Genomic DNA, 21600 nt, shown 5'->3' with positions numbered 1-21600 from the left:
CGGGATATAACAAGCGTGTGACATGGATACGGGGCAGGCAAACGTTCACCGTCAAAACGGCGTGGCGCTATGGCGGCAGATCGCCGACCGCATTCGCGCCTCGATCGCCAATGGCGACTACGACGCGACCGGCAAGGTGCCGCCGGAATTCTCGCTGGCCGCGCAGTTCGGCGTCAATCGTCACACGGTTAGGAGCGCCCTTGCCGCCCTCGCTCAGGAGGGCATCGTTCGTTCGGTGCAGGGGCGCGGTACGCTGATCGAGCGCAAGGAGCGGCTGAACTTCCCGATCACGCGGCGCACCCGGTTCAGCGAAGGTATCGGCGACCAGGCGCGCGAAAAGGAAGGACTGCTGCTGCATTCGGCCCAGGAGCCGGCCTCAGCTGATCTGGCAGCCCGCCTGCACATTCCCGCAGGTGCGCCGGTCATCCGGCTGGAAACACTGCGGAAGGCGGATCGCCGCCCGGTCTCCCGCTCGACCACCTGGTTTCCGGCCGACCGTTTCGGCGGCATCGAGGACGCCTACAGCAAAAGCGGCTCGATCACGGTTGCATTCCGGATGCTCGGCCTTTCGGATTATCTGCGTGTCTCGACGGAAGTGACCGCGACCCATGCGGATGGCGCGGATCTCGCCGACCTGCAGCTGTCGCCGGGAGCCATCATCCTTGTGGCCCGCGCGCTGAACACAGATCCGGACGGCGTGCCGGTGCAATACGCCGTCAGCCGCTTTCCTGCCGACATGGTGCAGTTCACGATCGAGAATTGAGTATCGAGATCCGCTTGTGTAGTTGCAAAATTATAATTATATATTTGCAATGAACCTGATGCGTTTCGAATGGGATCGCGCAAAGGCGGCGACGAACGTCAAGAAGCACGGCATCAGCTTCGAGACCGCGGCGCGTGTGTTCGCCGACCCTTTCGTCCTCATCGAGCAGGATCGTATCGAAGGTGGAGAGCAGCGTTGGCAGGCACTGGGTTCTGTTGATGGTCCCGCCATCCTGCTGGTTGCTCACACCGTCTATGAGGATGAGGAGGATGACGGCAGACCTACGAGGTGATCCGCATCATTTCGGCACGAAAAGCCGATCCGAAAGAAAGACGACGTTATGAAGAAGAGCGCTGAGATCGTTAGATATGAGGTCGATAGGGATAGTCTGCCGCCTCTGACCGAGAAGCAGAAAGCCGAGCTTGAGGCCCTGTCGAAGCTTCCTGACGAGCAGATAGATTACAGCGACATTCCAGGCCTGACCGACGAACAACTCCAGAATGCTGGACGGGGGCGATTCTATCGCCCCCTGAAGCAGCAGATTACGGCCCGAGTGGACGCCGATGTAGTGGACTGGCTCAAGTCGCAGGGCAAAGGGTATCAGGCCCGCATGAACGCGATCCTTCGCCGGGAAATGCTGGCGTCACTGAAATCCCAGAAGCGGTCCTGATCAGTTCGACGCGCTCAGTGCGCGCCGGACATGTCTCCGAGAACATCCTTCGATGCGACGGTCGAGTCCGCCTTCAGCGTGTAGACCATCGGCACACCGGTCGCGAGATTGAGCTTGAGGATCTCTTCCTTGCTGAGCCGGTCGAGCACCATCACCAGCGAGCGAAGCGAATTGCCGTGTGCGGCGACGAGGACCTTTTCGCCGCGCAGCACGCGCGGCAGGATTTCCGTCATGTAATAGGGCCAGACGCGGGCGCCGGTGTCGCGCAGGCTTTCGCCACCCGGTGGCGGTACGTCGTAGGAACGGCGCCAGATATGCACCTGTTCCTCGCCCCATTTGGCGCGCGCATCATCCTTGTTGAGGCCTGATAGATCGCCGTAGTCGCGCTCGTTGAGGGCCTGGTCGCGGATCGTCTCGAGATCCGGCTGGCCAACCTTGTCGAGGACGATCTTCAACGTGTCCTGGGCGCGCTTCAGCACCGAGGTGAAGGCGATGTCGAACTTGATGCCGGTCTCGGCCAACGCCACGCCCCCGGCCTCGGCTTCCTGGATGCCGAGCGGCGTCAGATCCGGATCGCGCCAGCCGGTGAACAGGTTTTTGAGGTTCCATTCGCTCTGGCCGTGGCGAACGAGGACGAGAGTTCCGCTCATGAGATGATTTCCTCCGGGGAGATTTTCAGGAAAGCCCGAGCACGTCGAGCATGGAATAATGGCCGGGCTTCTTGTCGCGCGCCCAGAGCGCGGCGGCAACCGCGCCGCGCGCGAAGATCGAGCGGTCCCGCGCGCTGTGGGAGAGCGTCACCAGTTCGCCTTCGCCGGCAAGGATGACCGAATGGTCGCCGACGACCGAGCCGCCGCGCAAAGTCGCAAACCCGATCGTGCCGGTCGGGCGGGCGCCCGTATGGCCGTCTCGCACCCGGACGGACTGGCTTGCGAGATCGATGCCGCGGCCCTGTGCCGCCGCTTCGCCGAGCAGCAGCGCCGTGCCGGAAGGCGCATCGACCTTGTGCTTGTGATGCATTTCGACGATCTCGATATCCCACCCGGCGGCGGGCAAGGCCTTCGCCGCCTGCGCGACGAGCACGCCGAGCAGGTTGACGCCGAGGCTCATATTGCCGGATTTGACCACGCGCGCATGACGGCCCGCCGCCTTGAATTTTTCCTCGTCCTCGGCCGAGCAGCCGGTGGTACCGATCACATGAACGATCCGTGCCTGTGCGGCGAGGACCGAAAAGGCGACGCTGGTCGCAGGCGTGGTGAAATCGAGCACACCGTCGGCATCGAGAAAAGCCTTCAGGGGATCGGAGGTTACGGGTACGTCAAGAGTTCCGACACCCGCAAGCTCGCCGGCGTCCTTGCCGATGAACGGCGAACCTTCGCGCTGAACGGCCGCGTGCAGCGTCACGCCTGCTGTTTCATGGATGACCCGGATCATGGCCTGGCCCATCCGCCCCGCAGCGCCAACCACCACGAGTTTCATGTCATTTGCGGTCATATGCGGCGTAGTCCCTGCTTTTGTCGGTCGGTCTTTTCGAGCGGTTACAGCTTGTTGGGGCGAGCGTAAAGGCCGCTTCCGCACTGCGCAAGCATCTCTTGCAGGCCGTATCCAGGAAAACGAGCCGCGCCCGCTACAATGATCTGGGGCCGCATCTAACGCTGCCAGCGGCGGCCATCCATGGAAAGGCCATAGGCGGAAGGCGTGCGGGCAAAGCTGGCAAGGCCGGCGAGTGCGGCCTGCGGGTGGGTCACCACGAAGGTCGGGATAGTGCCCATCAACTCCGTGTGTGGCGCCTTGTCCTCGAAGGCAGCGCGGAATTCCGGTCCTTTGAGCGCCGGAACGATCTTCTGTGAGATGCCGCCGGCAAGATAGACGCCGCCGCGTGCCATGAAGATCAGCGCCATGTCGCCGGCGACCCGGCCGAGATAGGTGGCAAATAGCGAAAGCGTTTCGACGGCCTGCGAATTTGAACGGTTCAGACCGTGGGCCGTGATATCCGCCGGATCGGAAAACGCTGGCTGCAGACCGTCGGCCGCACAGACGGCCTGGTAGATGTTGACGACGCCGCGCCCGCTCAGGATTTCTTCCGCAGAAACGCGGCCCTCGATGCGCTTGAGGTGCGGAAAGATCTCGAAATCCCGCTCCGAGCGCGGGCCGACATCCACATGTCCGCCTTCGCCGGGAACCGGAAACCACATGTGCCGCGCATAGACGAGGCCTGCGACGCCGAGGCCGGTACCCGGGCCGAGCACCACGCGCGACGCCATATGCGGCTCGCTGTTGGTGCCGAGCGTCTCGCGGTATTCGTCGGGCATGGCCGCGACGGCAAGTGCCTGGGCTTCGAAATCGTTGACGACCAGCACGTCCTCGAAACCGAGATCAGCGATCATTCCTTTCGGCCGCACCACCCAGTGGCAATTGGTCAAATCGATCTCGTCGCCGTCGATCGGCCCCGCGATGGCAAGGATGGCCGAGCGCGGCTGCACCGAACTCATGTCGAGCACGACCTTCTGGATCGCATCGTCGATCGTCGGGTAGTCGGCGGTGCGCACGTTGGGGAACGGCTTCGGTTCCGCATCGGCATCGAGGAGGATGGAGAAGCGCGCATTGGTGCCGCCGATATCGCCGATCAGGATCGGAAAAGGCAGTTTGTCGGTCTTCATGCTATCGGCCATCGGGAAGCTTAGTCCTTCTGAAAGTCGATGAGTTTTTCGGCGGTGGCGCGGTTGAGCGCCATGGGAATGTCGTAGACGGTCGCAAGCCGCGTCAGCGCCTTGACGTCGACGTCGTGGGGAAGCGCGCTCAAGGGGTCGATGAAGAACACCAGCATGTCGACCTCGCCGGTGGCTATCATCGCGCCGATCTGCTGGTCGCCGCCGAGCGGGCCGCTCTTCAGCCGCGTCACTTCGAGGCCGGGGCAGGCATCCTGAACCCGACCGCCCGTCGTGCCGGTGGCGACGATGCGGAACCGCGAAAGCGCCACCTGGTGATGGCGGGCGAAATCCGCCATGTCATTCTTCTTCTGGTCATGCGCTATCAACGCGATGCAGGGTTTGGCCGACATGAATGGGTGTCCTCGCCAGAACGATTTTCAATCGATTTGTAACGCGTTCTAGCGTGCCGCTTCGTTCTTGGAAAGGTGGCGTCGAGACCGGCGTTTTCGATTGCCGGCCTCATCCGGAACTATTGCAGCGGGCGCGGTGTCGGGATCGGCATGTCATCGGAAGCGGGCGGCGGATCGTTGACGATCGCCTCGATGGTCTTTGCCGGCGCCGACGCGGCGGGCTGAGCCGTGTAGGCCACGGCGCTGCCGCCGAAGGTCGCGTCGTCTTCGGAGCGCGCGGGGGCGGCAAGCACGGCGGCACAGGCTTTCGGCAGATCCGAGAGCATGACCTGGCGAGGCTTGACCGGCTTCTTGTTCGGATCCGGCTTCGGCGGCGGCGCCCACGGCTCCTTGCTGAACCACCAGGCGAGGGAATTGTCGCAGCCGTCGCCCTTGGCGACCGGCGCCTGGCTCTGGCAGGCCGTAGCACCGGCCGGGCAGTGGATGCGGATATGGAAATGTTCGTCATGGCCGTAGATCGGCCGCACCTTGCCCAGCAGGCTTCGATCGCCGGTCCAGGTCTCGCAAAGCTTCTTCTTGATGGCCGGGTTGACGAAGACCCGCTCCACCTGCGGATAGCTCGCCGCCTGCATGACGACCTTGGCGTGGGTGCTGGTCCAGCGGCTGGGATCGACGGTCAGGAATTTGCTCTTGTCGAGCATGGAGGTGAAAGGCAGGCTTTCGCGTTGCTGCGCGCTCAGAGGCTGGGCGGGTTTCGGCGTGAACCAGATATCGGCGTCGAGGCCGATCTGGTGTGAGGCATGGCCAGTGATCATCGGGCCGCCGCGGGGCTGCGAAATGTCGCCGACGAGAATGCCGGAACCCCAGCCGAGCCTGGCGGCATCGCCGGAGAACCGTTCGAGCAGTGCGATCATCGCCGGGTTGCCCCAGCGGCGGTTGCGCGAGAGGCGCATCGCCTGCCAGGTCGGTCCGTCGGTCGGCAGCGCCACGGCGCCGGACATGCAACCCTTCGCATAGAAACCGAGCGGTTCCGCCTCCGCCTTGCTCGGGAGCTTCACGGTGCCAAAAAGCTGTTTCGCCGGTGTGCCTTCCTGCGCTGCCACCGATCCTGCGAACGCGCCGCAAAGGAAAGCGGTCACCGTCAGTCGTAAAATAGTACCCGAAATCGATCTCATGCCCATCCGTCGCAAATCACCTGATCGCCGCGAATCTACCGTGAAACAGGATTTTGGTGAAATGGAGATGGTGGAGCCCTTCCAGATTTCCGGAAGATAAACGCCGGATAAAACGGATGTGAGCGCCGGACTCCTGTTTTTCGCCGCCTTTTGTCCTATGCTTCACCGCAACACAGAAACTCGGAAGAGGTAACGAATGGTTCTGGCTCGGCTGAAGGTTGGTTTCGCGATCGTCCTGGCGACGGTTCTCGCAGCGTCGAACGTGCCGGCCCAGGAACCGAAATGGCGGCATGGCATGGCCGTTGTCGGTGACCTCAAGCTGCCGGAAGACTTCAAGCAACTCCCCTATGTCGATCTGAATGCGCCGAAGGCCGGCGAACTGCGCCTCGGCGACGAAGGCACGTTCGACAACCTCAATCTGGTGATCGACCGGGGTGCCGTGGCTTCGGGTGTCGGCCTGATCTACGATACGCTCATGAAACGGTCGGAGGACGAGGTTTTCGGCACCTACGGCCTTTTGGCCGAGGCGGTGTCCTATCCGGACGATGTGTCTTCGGTGACCTTCCGGTTGAGGCAGGAGGCGAAATGGGCGGACGGCCAGCCGGTCACTCCGGAAGACGTGATCTTCAGCCTGGAGAAGCTGAAGGAGCATAGCGCCCAGTATTCCGGCTACTATCGGCACGTCACCAGTGTTGAAAGGACCGGCGATCGCGAAGTGACCTTCCGCTTCGACGAAAAGAACAACCGCGAACTACCCTCGATCGTCGGCGATTTTCCGGTCCTGCCGAAGCACTGGTGGGAAGGCAAGGATCCGCAGGGCAACCAGCGCGACATTTCCCGCACCACCCTGGAGCCGCCGATGGGGTCCGGCCCCTACAAGATTGGCGCCGTTCAGCCGGGCTCCACCATTCGCTACGAGCTGCGCGACGATTACTGGGGCAAGAATCTGCCGATCAATCTCGGCCAGTATAACTTCCGGGCGATCAGCTATACCTATTTTTCGGATGCCGACGTGGAATTCGAGGCCTTCCGGGCCGGTACGATCGACTACCGCCAGGAAAACAGTTCGAGCCGCTGGGTCACGCGTTACGATTTCGACGCGGTGAAGGACGGGCGGGTGATCAAGGAAGCGCTAACCAATCCGTTCAAGGCCGTCGGCGTCATGCAGGCTTTCGTGCCGAACATGCGGCGTGACATCTTCAAGGACGCGCGGGTCCGCGAAGCTCTGAACTATGCCTACGACTTCGAGGATCTCAACAAGAACCTTGCCTATGGTGGCCTGAAGCGGGTCGACAGCTTCTTCTGGGGCACCGAGCTTGCATCCTCCGGCCTGCCGCAGGGAAAAGAGCTGGAAATCCTCAACGGATTGAAGGACAAGGTCCCCGCGCGGGTGTTCACAACCCCGTATGCCAACCCCGTCGGTGGCGACCCCAACAAGGTGCGCGATAACCTGCGCACAGCCATCAGCCTGCTGAAGGAGGCCGGCTGGGAGTTGAAGGGCAATCGAATGGTCAATGCCAAGACGGGGCAGCCCCTGGGCTTCGAAATTCTCCTGAACAGCCAGTCGCAGGAGCGCACCGTGATGCCCTATGTGACAAGCCTCAAGAAAATCGGCATCGACGCCCGGCTCCGGATAGTCGACGCATCGCAATACATCAATCGAATCCGCAGCTTCGATTACGACATGATGTACGGGGTGTGGGCCCAGACCATGAACCCCGGTAACGAGCAGGCGGACTACTGGGGATCGGCCTCGGTCAATCGGCCTGGATCACGCAACTATGCCGGCATCGCCGATCCCGCGGTGGATCAGCTGATCACCATGATCACCTTCGCGCCGAACCGGGAAGATCAGGTGGCAGCCGTCAAGGCGATGGACCGGGTGCTGCTCGCCAACCACTATGTGGTCCCGATGTTCTATTCCGGCGAAGCGAGGATCGCCTACTGGAACCGCATCACGCATCCGCAGAGACTGCCGGAATACAGCACAGGTTTCCCCGAAACCTGGTCGGCCAGAAGCGCCGCGAAGTGAAGATCGGCCGCGGACTTGCGCCGCCGACCGGCACCTGTTCCAAATGAACCCGCATGATTCGCACCGGAAAAGAGGAAAGAGCCATTTGATCGGCATTGGGATATGCGCTGAGACGAACGCCGGCCCGCCAGGCAGGGAGCTCTGATGGGCGCCTATATTCTCCGCCGTCTCCTGCTGATGATACCGACCATCGTCGGCATCATGGCGATTTCATTCCTTGTCGTGCAGTTCGCGCCGGGCGGCCCGGTCGAGCAGGTGATCGCCCAGATCCAGGGTCAGGATACCGGCGACCGGCTTTCCGGCGGGGGCGGCGACGTGCTCCAGCAAGGTGGAGGCGAGGAAAGCCGCTATCGCGGCGCCCAGGGCCTTGATCCGGAATTCATCGCCAAGCTCGAGAAGCAGTTCGGTTTCGACAAGCCGCCCGCGACGCGGTTCCTCGAAATGATGTGGAACTACATCCGCTTCGACTTCGGCGAGAGCTTCTTCCGCAATACCTCGGTGCTCGATCTGATCATCGACAAGATGCCGGTATCGATCTCGCTCGGCTTCTGGATTCTGATCGTCTCCTATCTGATCTCGATCCCATTGGGCATCCGCAAGGCGGTCAAGGATGGCTCGACCTTCGACGTCTGGACCTCCGGCGTGATCATCATCGGTTATGCGGTGCCGAGCTTCCTGTTCGGCATCCTGCTGATTGTGCTTTTCGCAGGCGGTTCCTTCTTCGACTGGTTCCCGCTGCGCGGCCTGGTTTCGGACAATTTTTCAGAACTTTCCTGGTGGGAAAAGGTTATCGACTATTTCTGGCACCTGACATTGCCGTTGATCGCCATGTCGCTTTCGGCCTTCGCCACCACCACGCTTTTGACCAAGAACTCGTTCATCGACGAAATCAAGAAACAGTATGTGACGACGGCGCGCGCCAAGGGCCTCAACGAGCGGCAGGTTCTCTACGGCCACGTTTTCCGGAACGCCATGCTGATCGTCATTGCGGGGTTCCCGGGCGCCTTCATCTCCGCCTTCTTCACCGGCTCGCTGCTGATCGAGAACATCTTCTCGCTGGATGGGCTGGGGCGCCTCGGTTATCTCGCGATCGTCAACCGCGACTATCCGATCGTGTTCGGCACGCTCTACATCTTCTCTCTGATGGGCCTGTTCGTCAGCCTGATTTCGGACCTGATCTATACCTGGATCGATCCGCGCATCGATTTCGAGCGGAGGGATGTCTGATGGAGGCGACTGCCGCAAAGGCCACCGTGCAGACGGCACCGCCGCAGAAGCGGCCCTGGATTTCGCCGACCAACCGGCGGCGGCTTGCCAATTTCCGCGCCAACAAGCGCGGTTACTGGTCGTTCTGGCTGTTCATGATCCTTTTCGTGCTCAGCCTGTTTGCGGAATTCATCGCCAACGACCGGCCGATCGTCGCCTCCTACAAGGGCGAGATCCTCTACCCGGTCTTGGTGGACTATCCGGAAGAAAAGTTTGGCGGCTTCCTGGCGACGACCGATTACCGCTCCGACTACATCCAGCAGGAAATCGAGACGAACGGCTGGATGGTCTGGCCGCCGATCCGCTATTCCTATCAGACGGTCAATTCCAACATCCCCCATTCGGCGCCGACCGAACCATTCTGGCTGATGGAGAAGGCGGATCGTTGCGCCGCCTATCCGCAGAAGGATCAGGACCCGAATTGCATCCTCGGCAACCTGAACTGGCTCGGCACCGACGACCAGGCGCGAGACGTGACCGCCCGCATGATCTACGGTTTCCGCATCTCGGTCCTGTTCGGCCTGGTGCTGACGATCTGCTCGGCAGTGATCGGGGTGACGGCCGGCGCCGTGCAGGGCTATTTCGGGGGCTGGACGGACTTGCTGATGCAGCGTTTCATCGAGATCTGGTCGTCCATGCCGGTTCTCTACATCCTGCTGATCATTGCCTCGATCCTGCCGCCCGGCTTCTTCGTCCTGCTCGGCATCCTCCTGCTGTTCTCCTGGGTCGGTTTCGTCGGCGTCGTGCGCGCCGAGTTCCTGCGGGCCCGCAATTTCGAATACGTCCGCGCCGCCCGCGCGCTCGGCGTCGGCAACTGGACGATCATGTCCCGGCACCTGCTGCCGAACGCCATGGTCGCGACGCTGACCTTCCTGCCCTTCATCCTGTCGGGTTCGATCGCGACGCTGACCTCGCTGGACTTCCTGGGCTTCGGCCTTCCGGCAGGCTCTCCGTCTCTCGGCGAGATGATCTCGCAGGGCAAGAACAACCTGCAGGCGCCATGGCTCGGCTTCACGGCCTTCTTCACCATGTCGATCATGCTGTCGCTGCTGATCTTCATCGGCGAAGCCGTGCGCGACGCCTTCGATCCCAGAAAGACGTTCGGATGAGCGCGGGTCGTAATTGCGCGATGGATGCGCTAGATTATCGAGGATGCCAGCGAGCGTGACGCCATGAACAAGATCGTCAGAGAGCACTATCCAGTCGCCAATCTTCCCGAGGATCTGCGGGAGGGACTGGCGGCTGACGCAACCGTGAGGATCGTCGTCGAGGTGGAAGATGCCGCGATTCAAAACGGTATCGGCAGATATCCCGGTTTCAAGGATTTCCCGATGGTCGAGCGAAAGCCGATGAGCATCGCAGATACGCTGGAAGCCATCAGGAAATACAAGGCTGAAGGCAGGCCGTCTGTCAGCGTCGAGGAAGCTGTCTCCCGCATACGCGAATTGCGCGATGAATGGGACGATTGATGCTCGGGCTCGGAAAAATCTATCTGGATACGAATATCTTCATTCTGGCATTTGAGAACGACAGCGAAATCAGCGCCGCGTTGGGCAGTCTCCTTTCGACAGACGAGCATTCTCAGCGTTTCGCCACCAGCGAACTGACGCTGTCCGAATTGTTGGTCAAGCCGTACCGAGACGGAAATGATAGCGCCATCGACAAATATGAAGGGCTGATTCAAACAAACGAATGGCTCGAAGTGCTTCCCGTCGGCAGGCAGATGCTATGGTACGCCGCGATCCTAAGATCTCAAAACGTGGGGCTGAAGCTTCCGGACTCGATCCATATTTCTACCGCATTCGGAGCCGGCTGCACGCACATGCTCACCGCCGATATGGGGCTGAAAAACATCTACGAAATTACGCATTTCCGCTTCGGTCTGACGAAAAGCAGCTCACCTTTAACCGTCCTTCGGCCAGACGAAACGACGCTTCGTTCCCTCATCGAAAGCCTGGGCCGATGACAGAGCCACTTCTTTCCGTCCGCGATCTTTCCGTCGCCTTCCACCAGGGTGGCGATACGTCGATTGCCGTCGACAGGGTCTCGTTCGACATCATGCCCGGCGAGGTGATGGCGCTGGTGGGGGAATCCGGCTCCGGCAAGTCGGTGACGGCCAATTCCATCCTCAAGCTGCTGCCTTATCCGTCCGCAAGCCACCCGTCCGGCGAGATCCTGTTCGACGGAAAGGATATGCTGAAGGCGTCCGAGCCGGAACTGCGTCGTGTGCGCGGCAACGACGTCACGATGATCTTCCAGGAGCCGATGACCTCGCTCAATCCGCTTCATTCGATCGAAAAGCAGATCGGCGAGATCCTCGAGCTTCATCACGGAATCAACGGCCAGGCAGTGCGGATCCGCACGCTCGAACTCCTGAACCAGGTCGGCATACGCGAGCCTGAAAAACGTCTGAAAGCCTATCCGCACGAACTGTCCGGCGGCCAGCGCCAGCGCGTGATGATCGCCATGGCGCTTGCCAACCGCCCGAAGCTGCTGATCGCCGACGAACCGACCACGGCGCTCGACGTCACCGTGCAGGCCCAGATTCTGGACCTCCTGCGTGGCCTGAAGGGCGAGCACGGCATGTCCATGCTGTTCATCACCCATGACCTCGGCATCGTCCGCAAGTTCGCCGATCGCGTCTGCGTCATGACCAAGGGCAAGATCGTCGAGACCGGCACGGTAGAGGAGGTCTTCACCAACCCGCAGCACGCCTATACGCGCCATCTGCTCGCCTCCGAACCGCGCGGCGAGCCGCCGCCGGCCGATCCCTCGAAGCCGGTGGTGATGGAAGGCAAGGACATCCGTGTCTGGTTTCCGATCAAGGCGGGTTTCCTGCGCAAGGTTGTCGATCATGTGAAGGCGGTCGACGGCGTCGATCTCGAGCTGCGGGCCGGCGAGACGCTCGGCGTCGTCGGCGAATCCGGGTCCGGCAAGACGACGCTCGGCCTGGCGCTCGCAAGGCTCATCTCTTCCACCGGCCGCATCGCCTTCGTCGGAACGGATATCGACAAGTTCTCCTTCAAGGAGATGCGTCCGTTCCGCGACCGTCTTCAGGTGGTCTTCCAGGACCCTTACGGCTCGCTGAGCCCCCGCATGTCGGTCGGCGATATCGTCGCTGAAGGGCTCAAGGTCCACGAAAGGTCGCTATCCGCCGACGGGCGCGACGAGCGCGTCGCCTGGGCTTTGACGGAAGTCGGCCTCGATCCGGCGACACGCTGGCGCTATCCGCACGAATTTTCCGGCGGTCAGCGGCAGCGCATCGCGATCGCCCGCGCCATGGTGCTGAAACCGCGTTTCGTGATGCTCGACGAGCCGACATCGGCGCTCGACATGACCGTCCAGGCGCAGGTTGTCGATCTCTTGCGCGACTTGCAGAAGAAGCACGATCTCGCCTATCTCTTCATAAGCCACGATCTGAAGGTCGTGAAGGCGCTCGCCAACCACGTCATCGTCATGCGGCTCGGCAAGGTGGTGGAAGAAGGTCCCGCGGACCAGATTTTCCAGGCGCCGAAACAGGATTATACCCGTGCCCTGATGGCCGCTGCCTTCAATCTGGAAGCCGTCGAAATCGAAGCCATCAACCAGTAATCACAGCAATCAAGGTCAATCCGTCCATGCCCGCCAAACATCCGGTCGTCATCGATCTCAAGTTCGAACGCCGCGAGGTCGATGCCGCGCTCGCCAATGCTTTTGCCGGTCGCCAGGTTCTGCACGCTTCCGATCCGGGTGGCGATCTTTCGGAGGCCCGTTACGCGGTGATCTGGAAGCCGGACCCGGACCTCTTCCAGCGGGCGCCGAAGCTGGAGGTGTTGTTTTCCGGCGGCGCCGGCGTCGATTATATCCTCACCATGCCCGGCCTGCCTGACGTCCCGATCGTCCGTTTCGTCGACGAAAGCCTGACGACGCGGATGAGCGAATGGGTCGTGCTGCAGGCCCTGAGCCACCTGCGGCAGGTGCCGGCCTATCTCGGGCAGCAGCGCGAACGCCAGTGGCGCGAACTCTCCCAACCGGAAGCGAAGGACCTGACCGTCGGCGTCATGGGCCTTGGCGTGCTCGGCCTGGATTCTGTCAGCAAGCTCAAGGTCATGGGCTTCGATGTGATCGGCTGGTCACGCAGCAAAAAGACCATCGAGGGTGTCGAAACCTTCGACGGTGGCGAGCTCGATGCTTTCCTCGCTCGCACGGACATTCTGGTCGGCCTCCTGCCGCTGACGCCGGATACGCGCGGCATCTTCAATGCCTCCCTGTTTGCAAAACTTCGCCAGGGCGGGGCCCTGGGCAAGGCGGTCTTCATCAACGCCGGACGCGGCGGCAGCCAGGTTGAGACCGATCTTGTCGCCGCGCTCGATAACGGCATTCTCGGCGGCGCGTCGCTGGATGTGTTCGAGAAGGAGCCGCTCGGCGCAGATAGCCCGCTCTGGGCAATGGACAAGGTCATCATCACCCCGCACGCCGCTTCGGCGTCCGACGTCCGGGCGCTGTTTCGCCATGCCGAAGCCCAGATGGAGCGCCATGAGACGGGTGCGCCTCTGCAGCACGTCGTAGACCGAAAGGCCGGCTATTGATCCTTAAGGGGAACATTCATATCCCCTGACCGTTCCTTGTTCACGAGCCGGGGCATTCCGGCCGAATAAGGAGCGAAATCAATGAACAGCCATTTCGATCCCAAGGAAGCCAACCCCCGTCATCCGAACCAGAGCGGCTCGCCGCCGGTGGTGGAAACCGCCACGGAAGCGCGTCAGGGCAGTTGGGGGGCGCCGGTGCTGAAGGTACTGATTGCCGGCCTCATCCTGGCAATGGTCGCCTGGGCCGGTGCCGAGTGGTACGGTCGAAGCACCGCACCTCCGGCAGAGCAGACCGCAACGCCGCCGGCCGGCAGCACGACGCCCCAGAACCCGAATGCGCCGCCGACCGCCAGTCCCTCGGCTCCGCCAGCTGCCACGCCGCCGGCAACGAATTCCCAGACCGGCAACTGACCGGCATCCCTGATTTATTCGGCCGCGATCCCTCGCGGCCGAATTGCGTCTGGACTTACTCTGCATTTTTTTCGATAAAAATGCCCGGAGGTTGATCAGCCGCTGCCTCCCTATGCATCGAATCGGCGGAGCCGGCCCGGGAGGGCCGGGGCAGGGGCAGGCATGACAAAGACCGATATCGCCAGCAGGGTGTATAATCACACCTGGAAGCTCGACCCGATCATCCGCAGTCTGATCGATACGGATTTCTACAAGCTCCTGATGCTGCAGATGATCTGGAAGCTGTATCCGAACGTGGACGCCACGTTTTCGCTGATCAACCGCACGACCAGCGTCAAGCTGGCGGAGGAGATCGACGAGGGCGCGCTTCGTGAGCAGCTCGACCATGCCCGCACGGTCGGCCTGTCCAAGAAGGAGATGATCTGGCTCGCGGGTAACACGTTTTATGGCCGCAAGCAGATTTTCGAGCCGGAATTCCTCAACTGGCTGTCCACCTACAAGCTGCCGGAATACGAACTCTCGAAGCGCGACGGCCAGTATGAGCTGACCTTCCATGGCAAATGGATGGAAACGACGCTCTGGGAAATCCCGGCCCTCGCGATCATCAACGAATTGCGCTCCCGTTCCGCCATGCGCTCGCTCGGCTTCTTCACGCTCGATGTGCTTTATGCGCGGGCCAAGGCCAAGATGTGGGAAAAGGTCGAGCGGCTGCAGGCCTTGCCGGGTCTGCGCATCTCCGATTTCGGAACGCGCCGCCGTCACAGCTTTCTCTGGCAGCGCTGGTGCGTCGAGGCGCTGAAGGAAGGCATCGGCCCGGCCTTTACCGGTACCAGCAACGTTCTGCTCGCCATGGATTCCGATCTCGAAGCGGTGGGCACCAATGCGCACGAGCTTCCAATGGTGGCTGCTGCACTCGCCGAGACCGACGAGCAGCTGCGCGCCTCGCCCTATCAGGTCCTGAAGGACTGGAACCGGCTCTACGGCGGCAACTTGCTGATCGTCCTGCCGGACGCTTTCGGCACGGCTGCGTTCCTGCGCGATGCGCCGGACTGGGTGGCCGACTGGACCGGTTTCCGCCCCGACAGCGCGCCGCCGATCGAAGGCGGCGAAAAGATCATCGCCTGGTGGAAGAAGATGGGCCGCAATCCCAAGGACAAGCTGCTGATCTTTTCCGACGGGCTGGATGTCGAGGCGATCGTCGATACCTACCGGCATTTCGAAGGCCGCGTGCGCATGAGCTTCGGCTGGGGCACCAACCTCACCAACGATTTCGCCGGCTGCGCGCCGCACGAGATTGCCGGCCTGATGCCGATCTCCATCGTCTGCAAGGTAAGCGAGGCGAATGGCCGGCCTGCGGTAAAACTTTCGGACAATCCGCGCAAGGCGACCGGAGATCCGGCCGAGGTCGAGCGGTATCTGAAATTCTTCGGTCAGGAAGACCGCGTCGACCAGGTCGTCCTGGTCTGATTGAAGCGCTCAAACCACAACAGGCCCCGCCGAGGACCGGCGGAGCCCGCTGTTGTTGGTTGAAAGCCGTTGTGCCTGCCTATCGGAGGACCTGAACCACTGTATGGGTCTGCGGATCGACGATCACGCGTTGGTTGTTGACGACCGTATAGGCATATTTCGGATTGCTCGGCACCGGGGTTACGACCACACTCTGCGGGATCGGCTTGCCGACAGCGATCGGCTGTTCGACCACCACGGATGTGGTTGGAGCAGGCTGCTCCTGAACATAGGTGACAACCTCGCGCGGCGGCGGGTCGATGGCGGTACCGGCTACGGCGCCGACGACCCCGCCCACTGCAGCCCCGACTGGACCGCCGACGATTGCGCCGGTGACTGCGCCGCCGGCAGCGCCGTTGACGGTGCCCTGCTGGGCTCCGGCCTGTGTCGCGAAGGAAGCGGCGAGAATGGCGCAGGACGCCAGGATGATCTTCTTCATGGGTCTTCTCCTTTTCGTTGGACTTCCGAAGGGCTAACCCGCCAGTTTTTGAGTGGTTCCTGTCAGCCAGTCACCTTTCGTAAGGCAATGAAATCTTGAGCGAGGAGGTAGTCGGGAGATGTAGCCATGTTCCGTTCGCCAAAACTGAGCCGGCAACGTTAGCCTCACGACCTCCGTTCCGGTAAAGCGATCGGCCTGGCGGCGGCGAGGCGGCTCGACGCCAGCGGTCTAGATCAAAAAATCGATATCGGGACCCTGCTCCTATTGCCAAGCTGCGATCGGAGTCTATTTGCCTCCTTCAGTCTGGGAGGATCTGCCGTTGGAATATCGTTTCCTGATCGTCGAAGACAGTTTGCTGGTCGCGATGGATATCGAAGACGCCATCCATCGGAGCGGCCATGACGTCGTCGGAATAGCACCCGACATGACCGTGGCGCTGAACTATACCCGTGACACGGATATAGCCTTCGTGGACGTGCGACTTGCCGACGGCGAGACCGGTCCCGAGATCGCCAAGGCGCTGGCGGAATACGGCATCGTGGTGATCATGATCACCGGTAATCCGGGGCTGGTGGCGGCGGGCGTCTCCGGGGTCCTTGGGGTGATGGCGAAACCGATGACCGACCAGGCTTCGATGGATCTCATCCAGTTCGCCGTCGATCGCAAGAACGGCCGGCCCGGCGTGCCGCCGGCGCGGCTGCGGCTCTTCCACTGAGCCTGATCTCGGTTCGGCGTTCAAATAACTTCCCGCCTCTTGGATGACAGGACCGGATATCCGCGCTATGGGATCGGCCCCAGAGCGACAGCGGGGCATACATGCGTTATTTCATCACCGGAACGGCAGGCTTCATCGGTTTCCATTTGGCGCGACGCCTGCTCGAGGATGGCCACGAGGTTCTCGGCTTCGACGGGATGACTCCTTATTACAGCCTGCGCCTCAAGGAAGCCCGCAATGCCGGGCTCGCGCAATTCCCTGCCTTCCGCCCGGTCATCGGCATGCTGGAAGACAAGTCGCTGCTCGACAAGTCGGTCGAGGATTTCAAGCCGGATGTGATGGTCCACCTCGCCGCCCAGGCCGGCGTGCGCTACAGCCTTGAAAATCCCAAGGCCTATCTCGATTCCAATCTCATCGGCTCCTGGAATATCCTGGAGATTGCCCGCAACTATGGCGTCGGCCATCTGATGCTCGCTTCGACCTCGTCGGTCTACGGTGCCAACCCGGACATTCCTTTCCGCGAAAGCGACCGCGCCGACGAACCCTTGACCTTCTATGCGGCGAGCAAGAAGGCCATGGAACTGATGGCGCACAGCTACGCCCATCTCTACAAGGTGCCGATCACCGCCTTCCGCTTCTTCACGGTCTACGGTCCCTGGGGCCGGCCGGACATGGCGCTCTTCAAGTTTGTCAAGGCGATCATCGAGGATCGCGAGATCGAGATCTACGGCGAAGGCAAGATGAGCCGGGACTTCACCTATATCGACGACCTGGTGAATTCGATCATCGACCTGTCCAAGGTCTATCCCGGCGAGGACAATCGCGTCGCGGACATCGATACGCTCTCCCATCAGGCACCGTTCCGCGTCGTCAATATCGGCGGCGGCCAGCCGTCGGGCTTGATCGATTTCGTCGAGACCATCGAACGGATCATGGGAAAGCCGGCCAAGCGCAAGATGCTGCCGATGCAGAAGGGCGATGTGCCGAGAACCTTCGCCAGCCCCGATCTTCTCGTGGCGCTGACCGGCCGCAAGCCGGAGATCGGTCTGGAGGAAGGCGTCAAGGCATTCGTGCAATGGTATCTAGACCACCGCCACGAGATCGACTGAGCCGCTTCCTGCCGAGAAGGTGCGGGCCGAAAACCGGCGCCGGTAAACACTGTAGCGGTCCTGACAACGCGGCCGCTCGGCGCTTCCTGCCTTAGACAAATGGCGCGGCGATCTCGAAGGGGGCTCCCGATCTCAGTTCCGAGGAAACATACCATCCATCCCACTGCGAGAACTGCGGAAAAACGCGAGTGTAGCCGTTTCGCAGCAAGAGTTCCTCGATACCCTTCTCGGTCTTGGGATTTTGCTCGACCGAAATGAGACTGAAACGTCGTCGGAGAAAATCGAAAGCGGATAGGATATCGAGCTCGCTGCCTTCCGTATCGATGGAAATATAGTCGATCTCTTGCGGAGCGTCATATTTGTCGAGCAGATCGTTCAGAGAGATCGTCCTGATGTCGAGAACGGTTCCGCCCTTGCGAACGTCGGCGAAGTGATCGCCGTCAGCGAAAGACGCGATCGCACTGAGCTCAGGATCGACGCCGTCCATGGCCAGAAACCTCACGACTTCTTCCGACTTGGAAGACACGCATAGATGTTCGATATGAACCGTCCGGTTTCTAGCAAGTGCGGCATGCCAGACTGGATTTGGCTCCGCCAGGATCCCGCGCCAATTGAGTTCTTTCTCAAGCAACCACGTATTGCTGTTGATCAGTCCATTTGTCGCGCCGAACTCGACAAAGAACCCGCCGCGCTTTTCCCCGAGCTCATAACAAACCCACAGATCCTGCAGTATTTGCGCCCTGGATTTCCGGCGCCTCGCAATCGAGTATGCCAGGAACGACAAGTCCTCGGATTGCAGCCAATCCGTTACCTCGGGACGGTTCAGCCGCACGGCGTTAAATATTTTCCTTTGAAGGGAAGGGTTGTGCAGCCACGATCCGACGCTTCGTGCTGATGCGGACAACAGAAAATTCCGGGAGCGCATGCGATACCCTTTCCACTATCGGCGGGACAATCCGCCTGTTTCAGAGCTGCGGTAAACTTCCAGGAAGGCCTCAGCCGCGTCCGAACTCGTCGACGATGCGGATGATGTCGTCCTCGCCGAGATAGGAACCGGTCTGCACCTCGATCACTTCGAGCATGATCTTGCCCGGATTGGCGAGCCGGTGCACTTCGCCCTGCGGAATATAGATGGACTCGTTTTCCCTGACGATCCTGGTTTCCTCGCCGATCGTCACTTCCGCTGTGCCCTTGACGCAGATCCAGTGCTCCGAGCGGTGGTGATGTTTCTGCAGCGAGAGCTTCTTGCCGGGCGTCACGAACAGCCGCTTCACCTGGAAACGATCGCCGTTGAGCACCGACGTATAGCCGCCCCAGGGACGATAGGAGGTCGGATGGGTTTCAGTGAGCGCTGCGGTCGCCTTGGCCGCGGCGAGCTGCTTGACGATCTTGCCGACATCCTGGCTGTCTTCCAGCCGGCCGATATAGACGGCGTCCTCGCTGGCGATGACCGCGACGCCATCCAGGCCCTGAACGGCGAGATGGCTGGTGCGAGACATGACGAGCGAGTTCGTCGTGTTGATCAGCGTGGCATTGCCTGAAGCGACGTTGCCGGCCTCGTCGCGGGCGCCGAGCTTCCAGACGGCGTCCCAGCTTCCGAGATCGGACCAGGTAAACGATGAGGGCACGACCGCCGCATTGGAGGTCTTTTCCATCAGCGCGTAGTCGACGGAGATATCCGGGCTTGCGGCAAATTCCTGCGCATCCAGGCGGGTGAAATCGAGATCGCTCGAAGCCTTGGCAAGAGCCGCGCGGGCGGCGGCCTCGACTTCGGGCGCAAAGTTACCGAGTTCGCTCAGCACCTGGCCGGCCTTGAACATGAAGATGCCGGAGTTCCAGGCGAAACCGCCGGTCGACAGCATTTCCTCGGCCTCGGCCAGGACCGGCTTCTCGACGAAACGCTTGACCTTGCAGGCGCCGGAAGGCAGCGCCTCGCCGATCTCGATGTAACCATAACCGGTAGCGGGCTCAGTCGGGGCAATGCCGAAGGTCACGAGCTTGCCGGAAAGGGCGGTCTCTTTGGCGATCCGGATCGCATCGAAATAACCGGCGTCGGCGGTGATCTCGTGATCCGACGCAAGCACCTGCAGGATGGCATCTTCGCCGAAGCGGCCTTCGACGAAGGCGGCAGCGGCGGCAACTGCCGGTGCCGTGTTGCGGGCGACGGGCTCGAGCAGGATGCCGGAGAGCTTGATGCCGAGTTCGCGGGCCTGTTCGGCGACCAGGAACCGGAAATCCTCGTTGGTGATGACGACCGGAGCCTCATAGAGCTTCGGGTCCGAAACGCGCGACAGCGTCGCCTGGAACAGCGTCTTGTCGCCGATGAACTGGATGAACTGCTTCGGCGCACTGGCGCGTGACAGCGGCCAGAGCCGCGTTCCCTTGCCGCCGGCCATGATGACGGGGATGATCTTGCTATTCATTCCAATATCTCCGGCAATTCTCGTCCAAAATTATCGTTTAAGCTTTACTGGCCCAGGCGCGGATGAGGTTCAGCCCCTCGTGCAACAAGGCCTTCGCCTCGTCTTCCGTCTCGGCCTCGACATAGCAGCGCATTTCCGGCGCGTTGCCCGATGGTCGGAAATGCACGATCCGGCCGTCTTCGAGCGTCACCCGCAGGCCATCGATATCGCTTTTGGCGGCGACTGTCGAAATCGGTGCGAGGAAGGCTGCAAGATTGTCGTCGGATTGTCTGAGATAGGCCATCAGTGCGGCACTGGTCTTGACCGGGAAATTTTCGAGCCGATCGGCCGCCGCAAACGGCAGGCGGAAACCGGCGGCGATTTGCGACAGGGGCTTTTTCTCGCGCGCGGCCAGCACAAGCGTTGCCAGCACCGGCAGGAAACTGTCGCGGGTAGGAAGCGGCAAGAGCCTGCCCGTGCCGGCTTCGAAAGGAGATGCGGTCAGAAGCCCGCCATTCGCCTCGAAACCCATGACGCCCGTCTTGCCGGCTTCGAGTGCCGCGAGCATGCCGGAGATGACGAAAGGCGATCCGACCTTGGTGCGGACAACCTCGAAATCACCAGCCGCCTCGATGCCCGAATTGGAGGTGACCGGCGTCACGACGACCTGCGCTTTCAGGAACTTCGCCGCGATCAGGCCGAGAAGGTCGCCGCGCAGCGGGTCTCCGGTCTCGTCGGAAACCAGCGGCCGGTCGCCATCGCCATCGGCAGAGATGATCGCGTCGAGCCCATGTTCGCGCGCCCAGCGCTTGAGGAGGTCGATCGTCTCGATCGAGACCGCTTCCGTGTCGACCGGAATGAACTCTTCAGAGCGGCCGAGCGGTACGGCGTCTGCGCCATAGCCTTCAAGAACCTGGACCATAAGATCGCGGGCGACGGTCGAGTGCTGGTAGACGCCGACCCTGAGGCCGGCGAGCGCTCTCTCCGGCAGCACGGCCGCATTGCGGGCGAGGAACAGCGCCTCGGCTTCCGCGAAATGATCCGGCGCTTCGCCACGCGTCGCGTCGATCTCGCTCCTGTCCAGTTCGGCTGCGATCGCGGTGATCCGCATTTCGTCCTGTTTGTCGATCTCGCCGTCGGGCCGGTAGAACTTGATCCCGTTGCGGTCCGCGGGGATGTGCGAGCCGGTGATCATCAGCGATGCGGCCTTGAGTTGAAGTCCGTAGAGCGCCAGCGCCGGCGTCGGCACCGCGCCGCAGTCGATCGGCGAAAGGCCGGCGCGCTTCAGCGCTCCGATGCAGGTGGCGGCGATGTCGGGGCTCGACGGGCGGAAATCGCGGCCGACCAGCACCGCATCACCCGGCCGGGCAGCACCCGTTTCCAGGAGATGCCGGGCAAAAGCCTGGGTGTAGAGGGATGAAGCCCGCCCCTCCAGGTCAGTCACTAGGCCGCGAAGGCCGCTCGTTCCAAACTTCATGCGATA

Annotated in this window: 23 protein-coding genes; 14 read left to right on the top strand and 9 right to left on the bottom strand. The window is 61.7% G+C overall.

The window, feature by feature from the left end:
* Positions 1–22 precede the first annotated feature (22 nt).
* Genes phnF through GQ59_RS08380 form a run of 3 tightly spaced genes read left to right on the top strand, consistent with a single transcriptional unit; the run spans position 23 to position 1433 of the window.
* Positions 23–763 carry a phosphonate metabolism transcriptional regulator PhnF gene (gene phnF / locus GQ59_RS08390; protein ID WP_037079891.1) on the top strand — a complete coding sequence of 247 codons (741 nt, stop codon included), beginning with the start codon at positions 23–25 and terminating at the stop codon, positions 761–763.
* A gap of 58 nt (positions 764–821) precedes the next feature.
* Positions 822–1055 (top strand): BrnT family toxin, encoded by a 234-nt coding sequence (locus GQ59_RS08385; protein WP_341872377.1) that lies wholly within the window; start codon positions 822–824, stop codon positions 1053–1055.
* A 48-nt stretch (positions 1056–1103) separates the two neighbouring features.
* Entirely contained in the window at positions 1104–1433 is a 330-nt protein-coding gene (locus GQ59_RS08380) for a BrnA antitoxin family protein (RefSeq protein ID WP_037079888.1), read from the top strand.
* A gap of 14 nt (positions 1434–1447) precedes the next feature.
* Here GQ59_RS08380 and GQ59_RS08375 read toward each other — a convergent pair whose 3' ends face one another.
* The 5 genes from GQ59_RS08375 to mepA form a co-directional block, all read right to left on the bottom strand.
* Complete coding sequence (locus GQ59_RS08375) at positions 1448–2083, bottom strand: 2,3-bisphosphoglycerate-dependent phosphoglycerate mutase (RefSeq protein ID WP_037079885.1); 636 nt, start codon at positions 2081–2083, stop codon at positions 1448–1450.
* 25 nt (positions 2084–2108) lie between these two features.
* Positions 2109–2927, bottom strand: a complete 819-nt coding sequence (gene dapB, locus GQ59_RS08370; RefSeq protein WP_037079883.1) for a 4-hydroxy-tetrahydrodipicolinate reductase — start codon at positions 2925–2927, stop codon at positions 2109–2111.
* Between the two features lie 155 nt (positions 2928–3082).
* Positions 3083–4105, bottom strand: a complete 1023-nt coding sequence (locus tag GQ59_RS08365) for a glucokinase (protein WP_037079880.1) — start codon at positions 4103–4105, stop codon at positions 3083–3085.
* 8 nt (positions 4106–4113) lie between these two features.
* On the bottom strand, positions 4114–4494 hold the full coding sequence (locus tag GQ59_RS08360; protein WP_007758050.1) for a methylglyoxal synthase: 381 nt from the start codon (positions 4492–4494) through the stop codon (positions 4114–4116).
* Between the two features lie 119 nt (positions 4495–4613).
* Positions 4614–5669 carry a penicillin-insensitive murein endopeptidase gene (mepA, locus tag GQ59_RS08355; RefSeq protein WP_037080297.1) on the bottom strand — a complete coding sequence of 352 codons (1056 nt, stop codon included), beginning with the start codon at positions 5667–5669 and terminating at the stop codon, positions 4614–4616.
* Positions 5670–5865: 196 nt separating this feature from the next.
* Here mepA and GQ59_RS08350 point away from each other — a divergent pair, with 196 nt between their 5' ends.
* From GQ59_RS08350 to pncB, 9 genes are all read left to right on the top strand, one after another.
* Positions 5866–7701, top strand: coding sequence for an extracellular solute-binding protein (locus GQ59_RS08350; protein WP_037079876.1), 1836 nt, complete (start codon positions 5866–5868; stop codon positions 7699–7701).
* Between the two features lie 144 nt (positions 7702–7845).
* Positions 7846–8928, top strand: a complete 1083-nt coding sequence (locus GQ59_RS08345; RefSeq protein ID WP_037079873.1) for a microcin C ABC transporter permease YejB — start codon at positions 7846–7848, stop codon at positions 8926–8928.
* The gene (locus tag GQ59_RS08340; RefSeq protein ID WP_037079870.1) at positions 8928–10076 is read left to right on the top strand and encodes an ABC transporter permease; all 1149 of its coding nucleotides are present in this window, start codon (positions 8928–8930) and stop codon (positions 10074–10076) included. Before GQ59_RS08345 ends, GQ59_RS08340 begins: the two co-directional genes overlap by 1 nt.
* A gap of 63 nt (positions 10077–10139) precedes the next feature.
* Positions 10140–10436: a hypothetical protein gene (locus GQ59_RS08335; RefSeq protein ID WP_037079867.1), complete on the top strand. Its 297-nt coding sequence runs from the start codon at positions 10140–10142 to the stop codon at positions 10434–10436.
* Complete coding sequence (locus GQ59_RS08330; RefSeq protein WP_037079864.1) at positions 10436–10933, top strand: type II toxin-antitoxin system VapC family toxin; 498 nt, start codon at positions 10436–10438, stop codon at positions 10931–10933. Before GQ59_RS08335 ends, GQ59_RS08330 begins: the two co-directional genes overlap by 1 nt.
* Positions 10930–12558, top strand: a complete 1629-nt coding sequence (locus GQ59_RS08325; protein ID WP_037079861.1) for an ABC transporter ATP-binding protein — start codon at positions 10930–10932, stop codon at positions 12556–12558. The genes GQ59_RS08330 and GQ59_RS08325 overlap by 4 nt, the downstream gene beginning before the upstream one ends.
* A 26-nt stretch (positions 12559–12584) precedes the next feature.
* Positions 12585–13535 (top strand): 2-hydroxyacid dehydrogenase, encoded by a 951-nt coding sequence (locus tag GQ59_RS08320; RefSeq protein WP_037079859.1) that lies wholly within the window; start codon positions 12585–12587, stop codon positions 13533–13535.
* 81 nt (positions 13536–13616) lie between these two features.
* The gene (locus GQ59_RS08315) at positions 13617–13946 is read left to right on the top strand and encodes a hypothetical protein (protein ID WP_037079856.1); all 330 of its coding nucleotides are present in this window, start codon (positions 13617–13619) and stop codon (positions 13944–13946) included.
* A gap of 162 nt (positions 13947–14108) precedes the next feature.
* Entirely contained in the window at positions 14109–15413 is a 1305-nt protein-coding gene (gene pncB, locus GQ59_RS08310; protein WP_037079854.1) for a nicotinate phosphoribosyltransferase, read from the top strand.
* Positions 15414–15492: 79 nt separating this feature from the next.
* On the opposite strand, the gene GQ59_RS08305 is transcribed toward pncB, so the two are convergent.
* Positions 15493–15891 carry a DUF1236 domain-containing protein gene (locus GQ59_RS08305; protein ID WP_037079851.1) on the bottom strand — a complete coding sequence of 133 codons (399 nt, stop codon included), beginning with the start codon at positions 15889–15891 and terminating at the stop codon, positions 15493–15495.
* Positions 15892–16210: 319 nt separating this feature from the next.
* On the opposite strand from GQ59_RS08305, the gene GQ59_RS08300 reads away from it, so the two are divergent.
* Together GQ59_RS08300 and GQ59_RS08295 are read left to right on the top strand one after the other, a co-directional pair.
* Positions 16211–16606, top strand: a complete 396-nt coding sequence (locus tag GQ59_RS08300; protein ID WP_037079848.1) for a response regulator — start codon at positions 16211–16213, stop codon at positions 16604–16606.
* Between the two features lie 101 nt (positions 16607–16707).
* On the top strand, positions 16708–17715 hold the full coding sequence (locus GQ59_RS08295; RefSeq protein ID WP_037079845.1) for an NAD-dependent epimerase/dehydratase family protein: 1008 nt from the start codon (positions 16708–16710) through the stop codon (positions 17713–17715).
* A 91-nt stretch (positions 17716–17806) separates the two neighbouring features.
* Here the strand turns inward: GQ59_RS08295 and GQ59_RS08290 are convergent, their stop codons facing one another.
* The 3 genes from GQ59_RS08290 to GQ59_RS08280 all read right to left on the bottom strand — a co-directional run bounded on the left by GQ59_RS08290 (position 17807) and on the right by GQ59_RS08280 (position 21594).
* Positions 17807–18619 carry an FkbM family methyltransferase gene (locus GQ59_RS08290; protein WP_341872375.1) on the bottom strand — a complete coding sequence of 271 codons (813 nt, stop codon included), beginning with the start codon at positions 18617–18619 and terminating at the stop codon, positions 17807–17809.
* Positions 18620–18710: 91 nt separating this feature from the next.
* Positions 18711–20138, bottom strand: coding sequence for a mannose-1-phosphate guanylyltransferase/mannose-6-phosphate isomerase (locus GQ59_RS08285; RefSeq protein ID WP_037079841.1), 1428 nt, complete (start codon positions 20136–20138; stop codon positions 18711–18713).
* A gap of 37 nt (positions 20139–20175) precedes the next feature.
* Positions 20176–21594, bottom strand: coding sequence for a phosphomannomutase (locus GQ59_RS08280; protein ID WP_037079838.1), 1419 nt, complete (start codon positions 21592–21594; stop codon positions 20176–20178).
* Positions 21595–21600: the final 6 nt, after the last annotated feature.

The sequence above is a fragment of the Neorhizobium vignae genome, from assembly GCF_000732195.1.
Classification (GTDB): Bacteria; Pseudomonadota; Alphaproteobacteria; order Rhizobiales; family Rhizobiaceae; genus Neorhizobium; species Neorhizobium vignae.
This window is presented reverse-complemented; position numbering and strand designations above follow the sequence as displayed.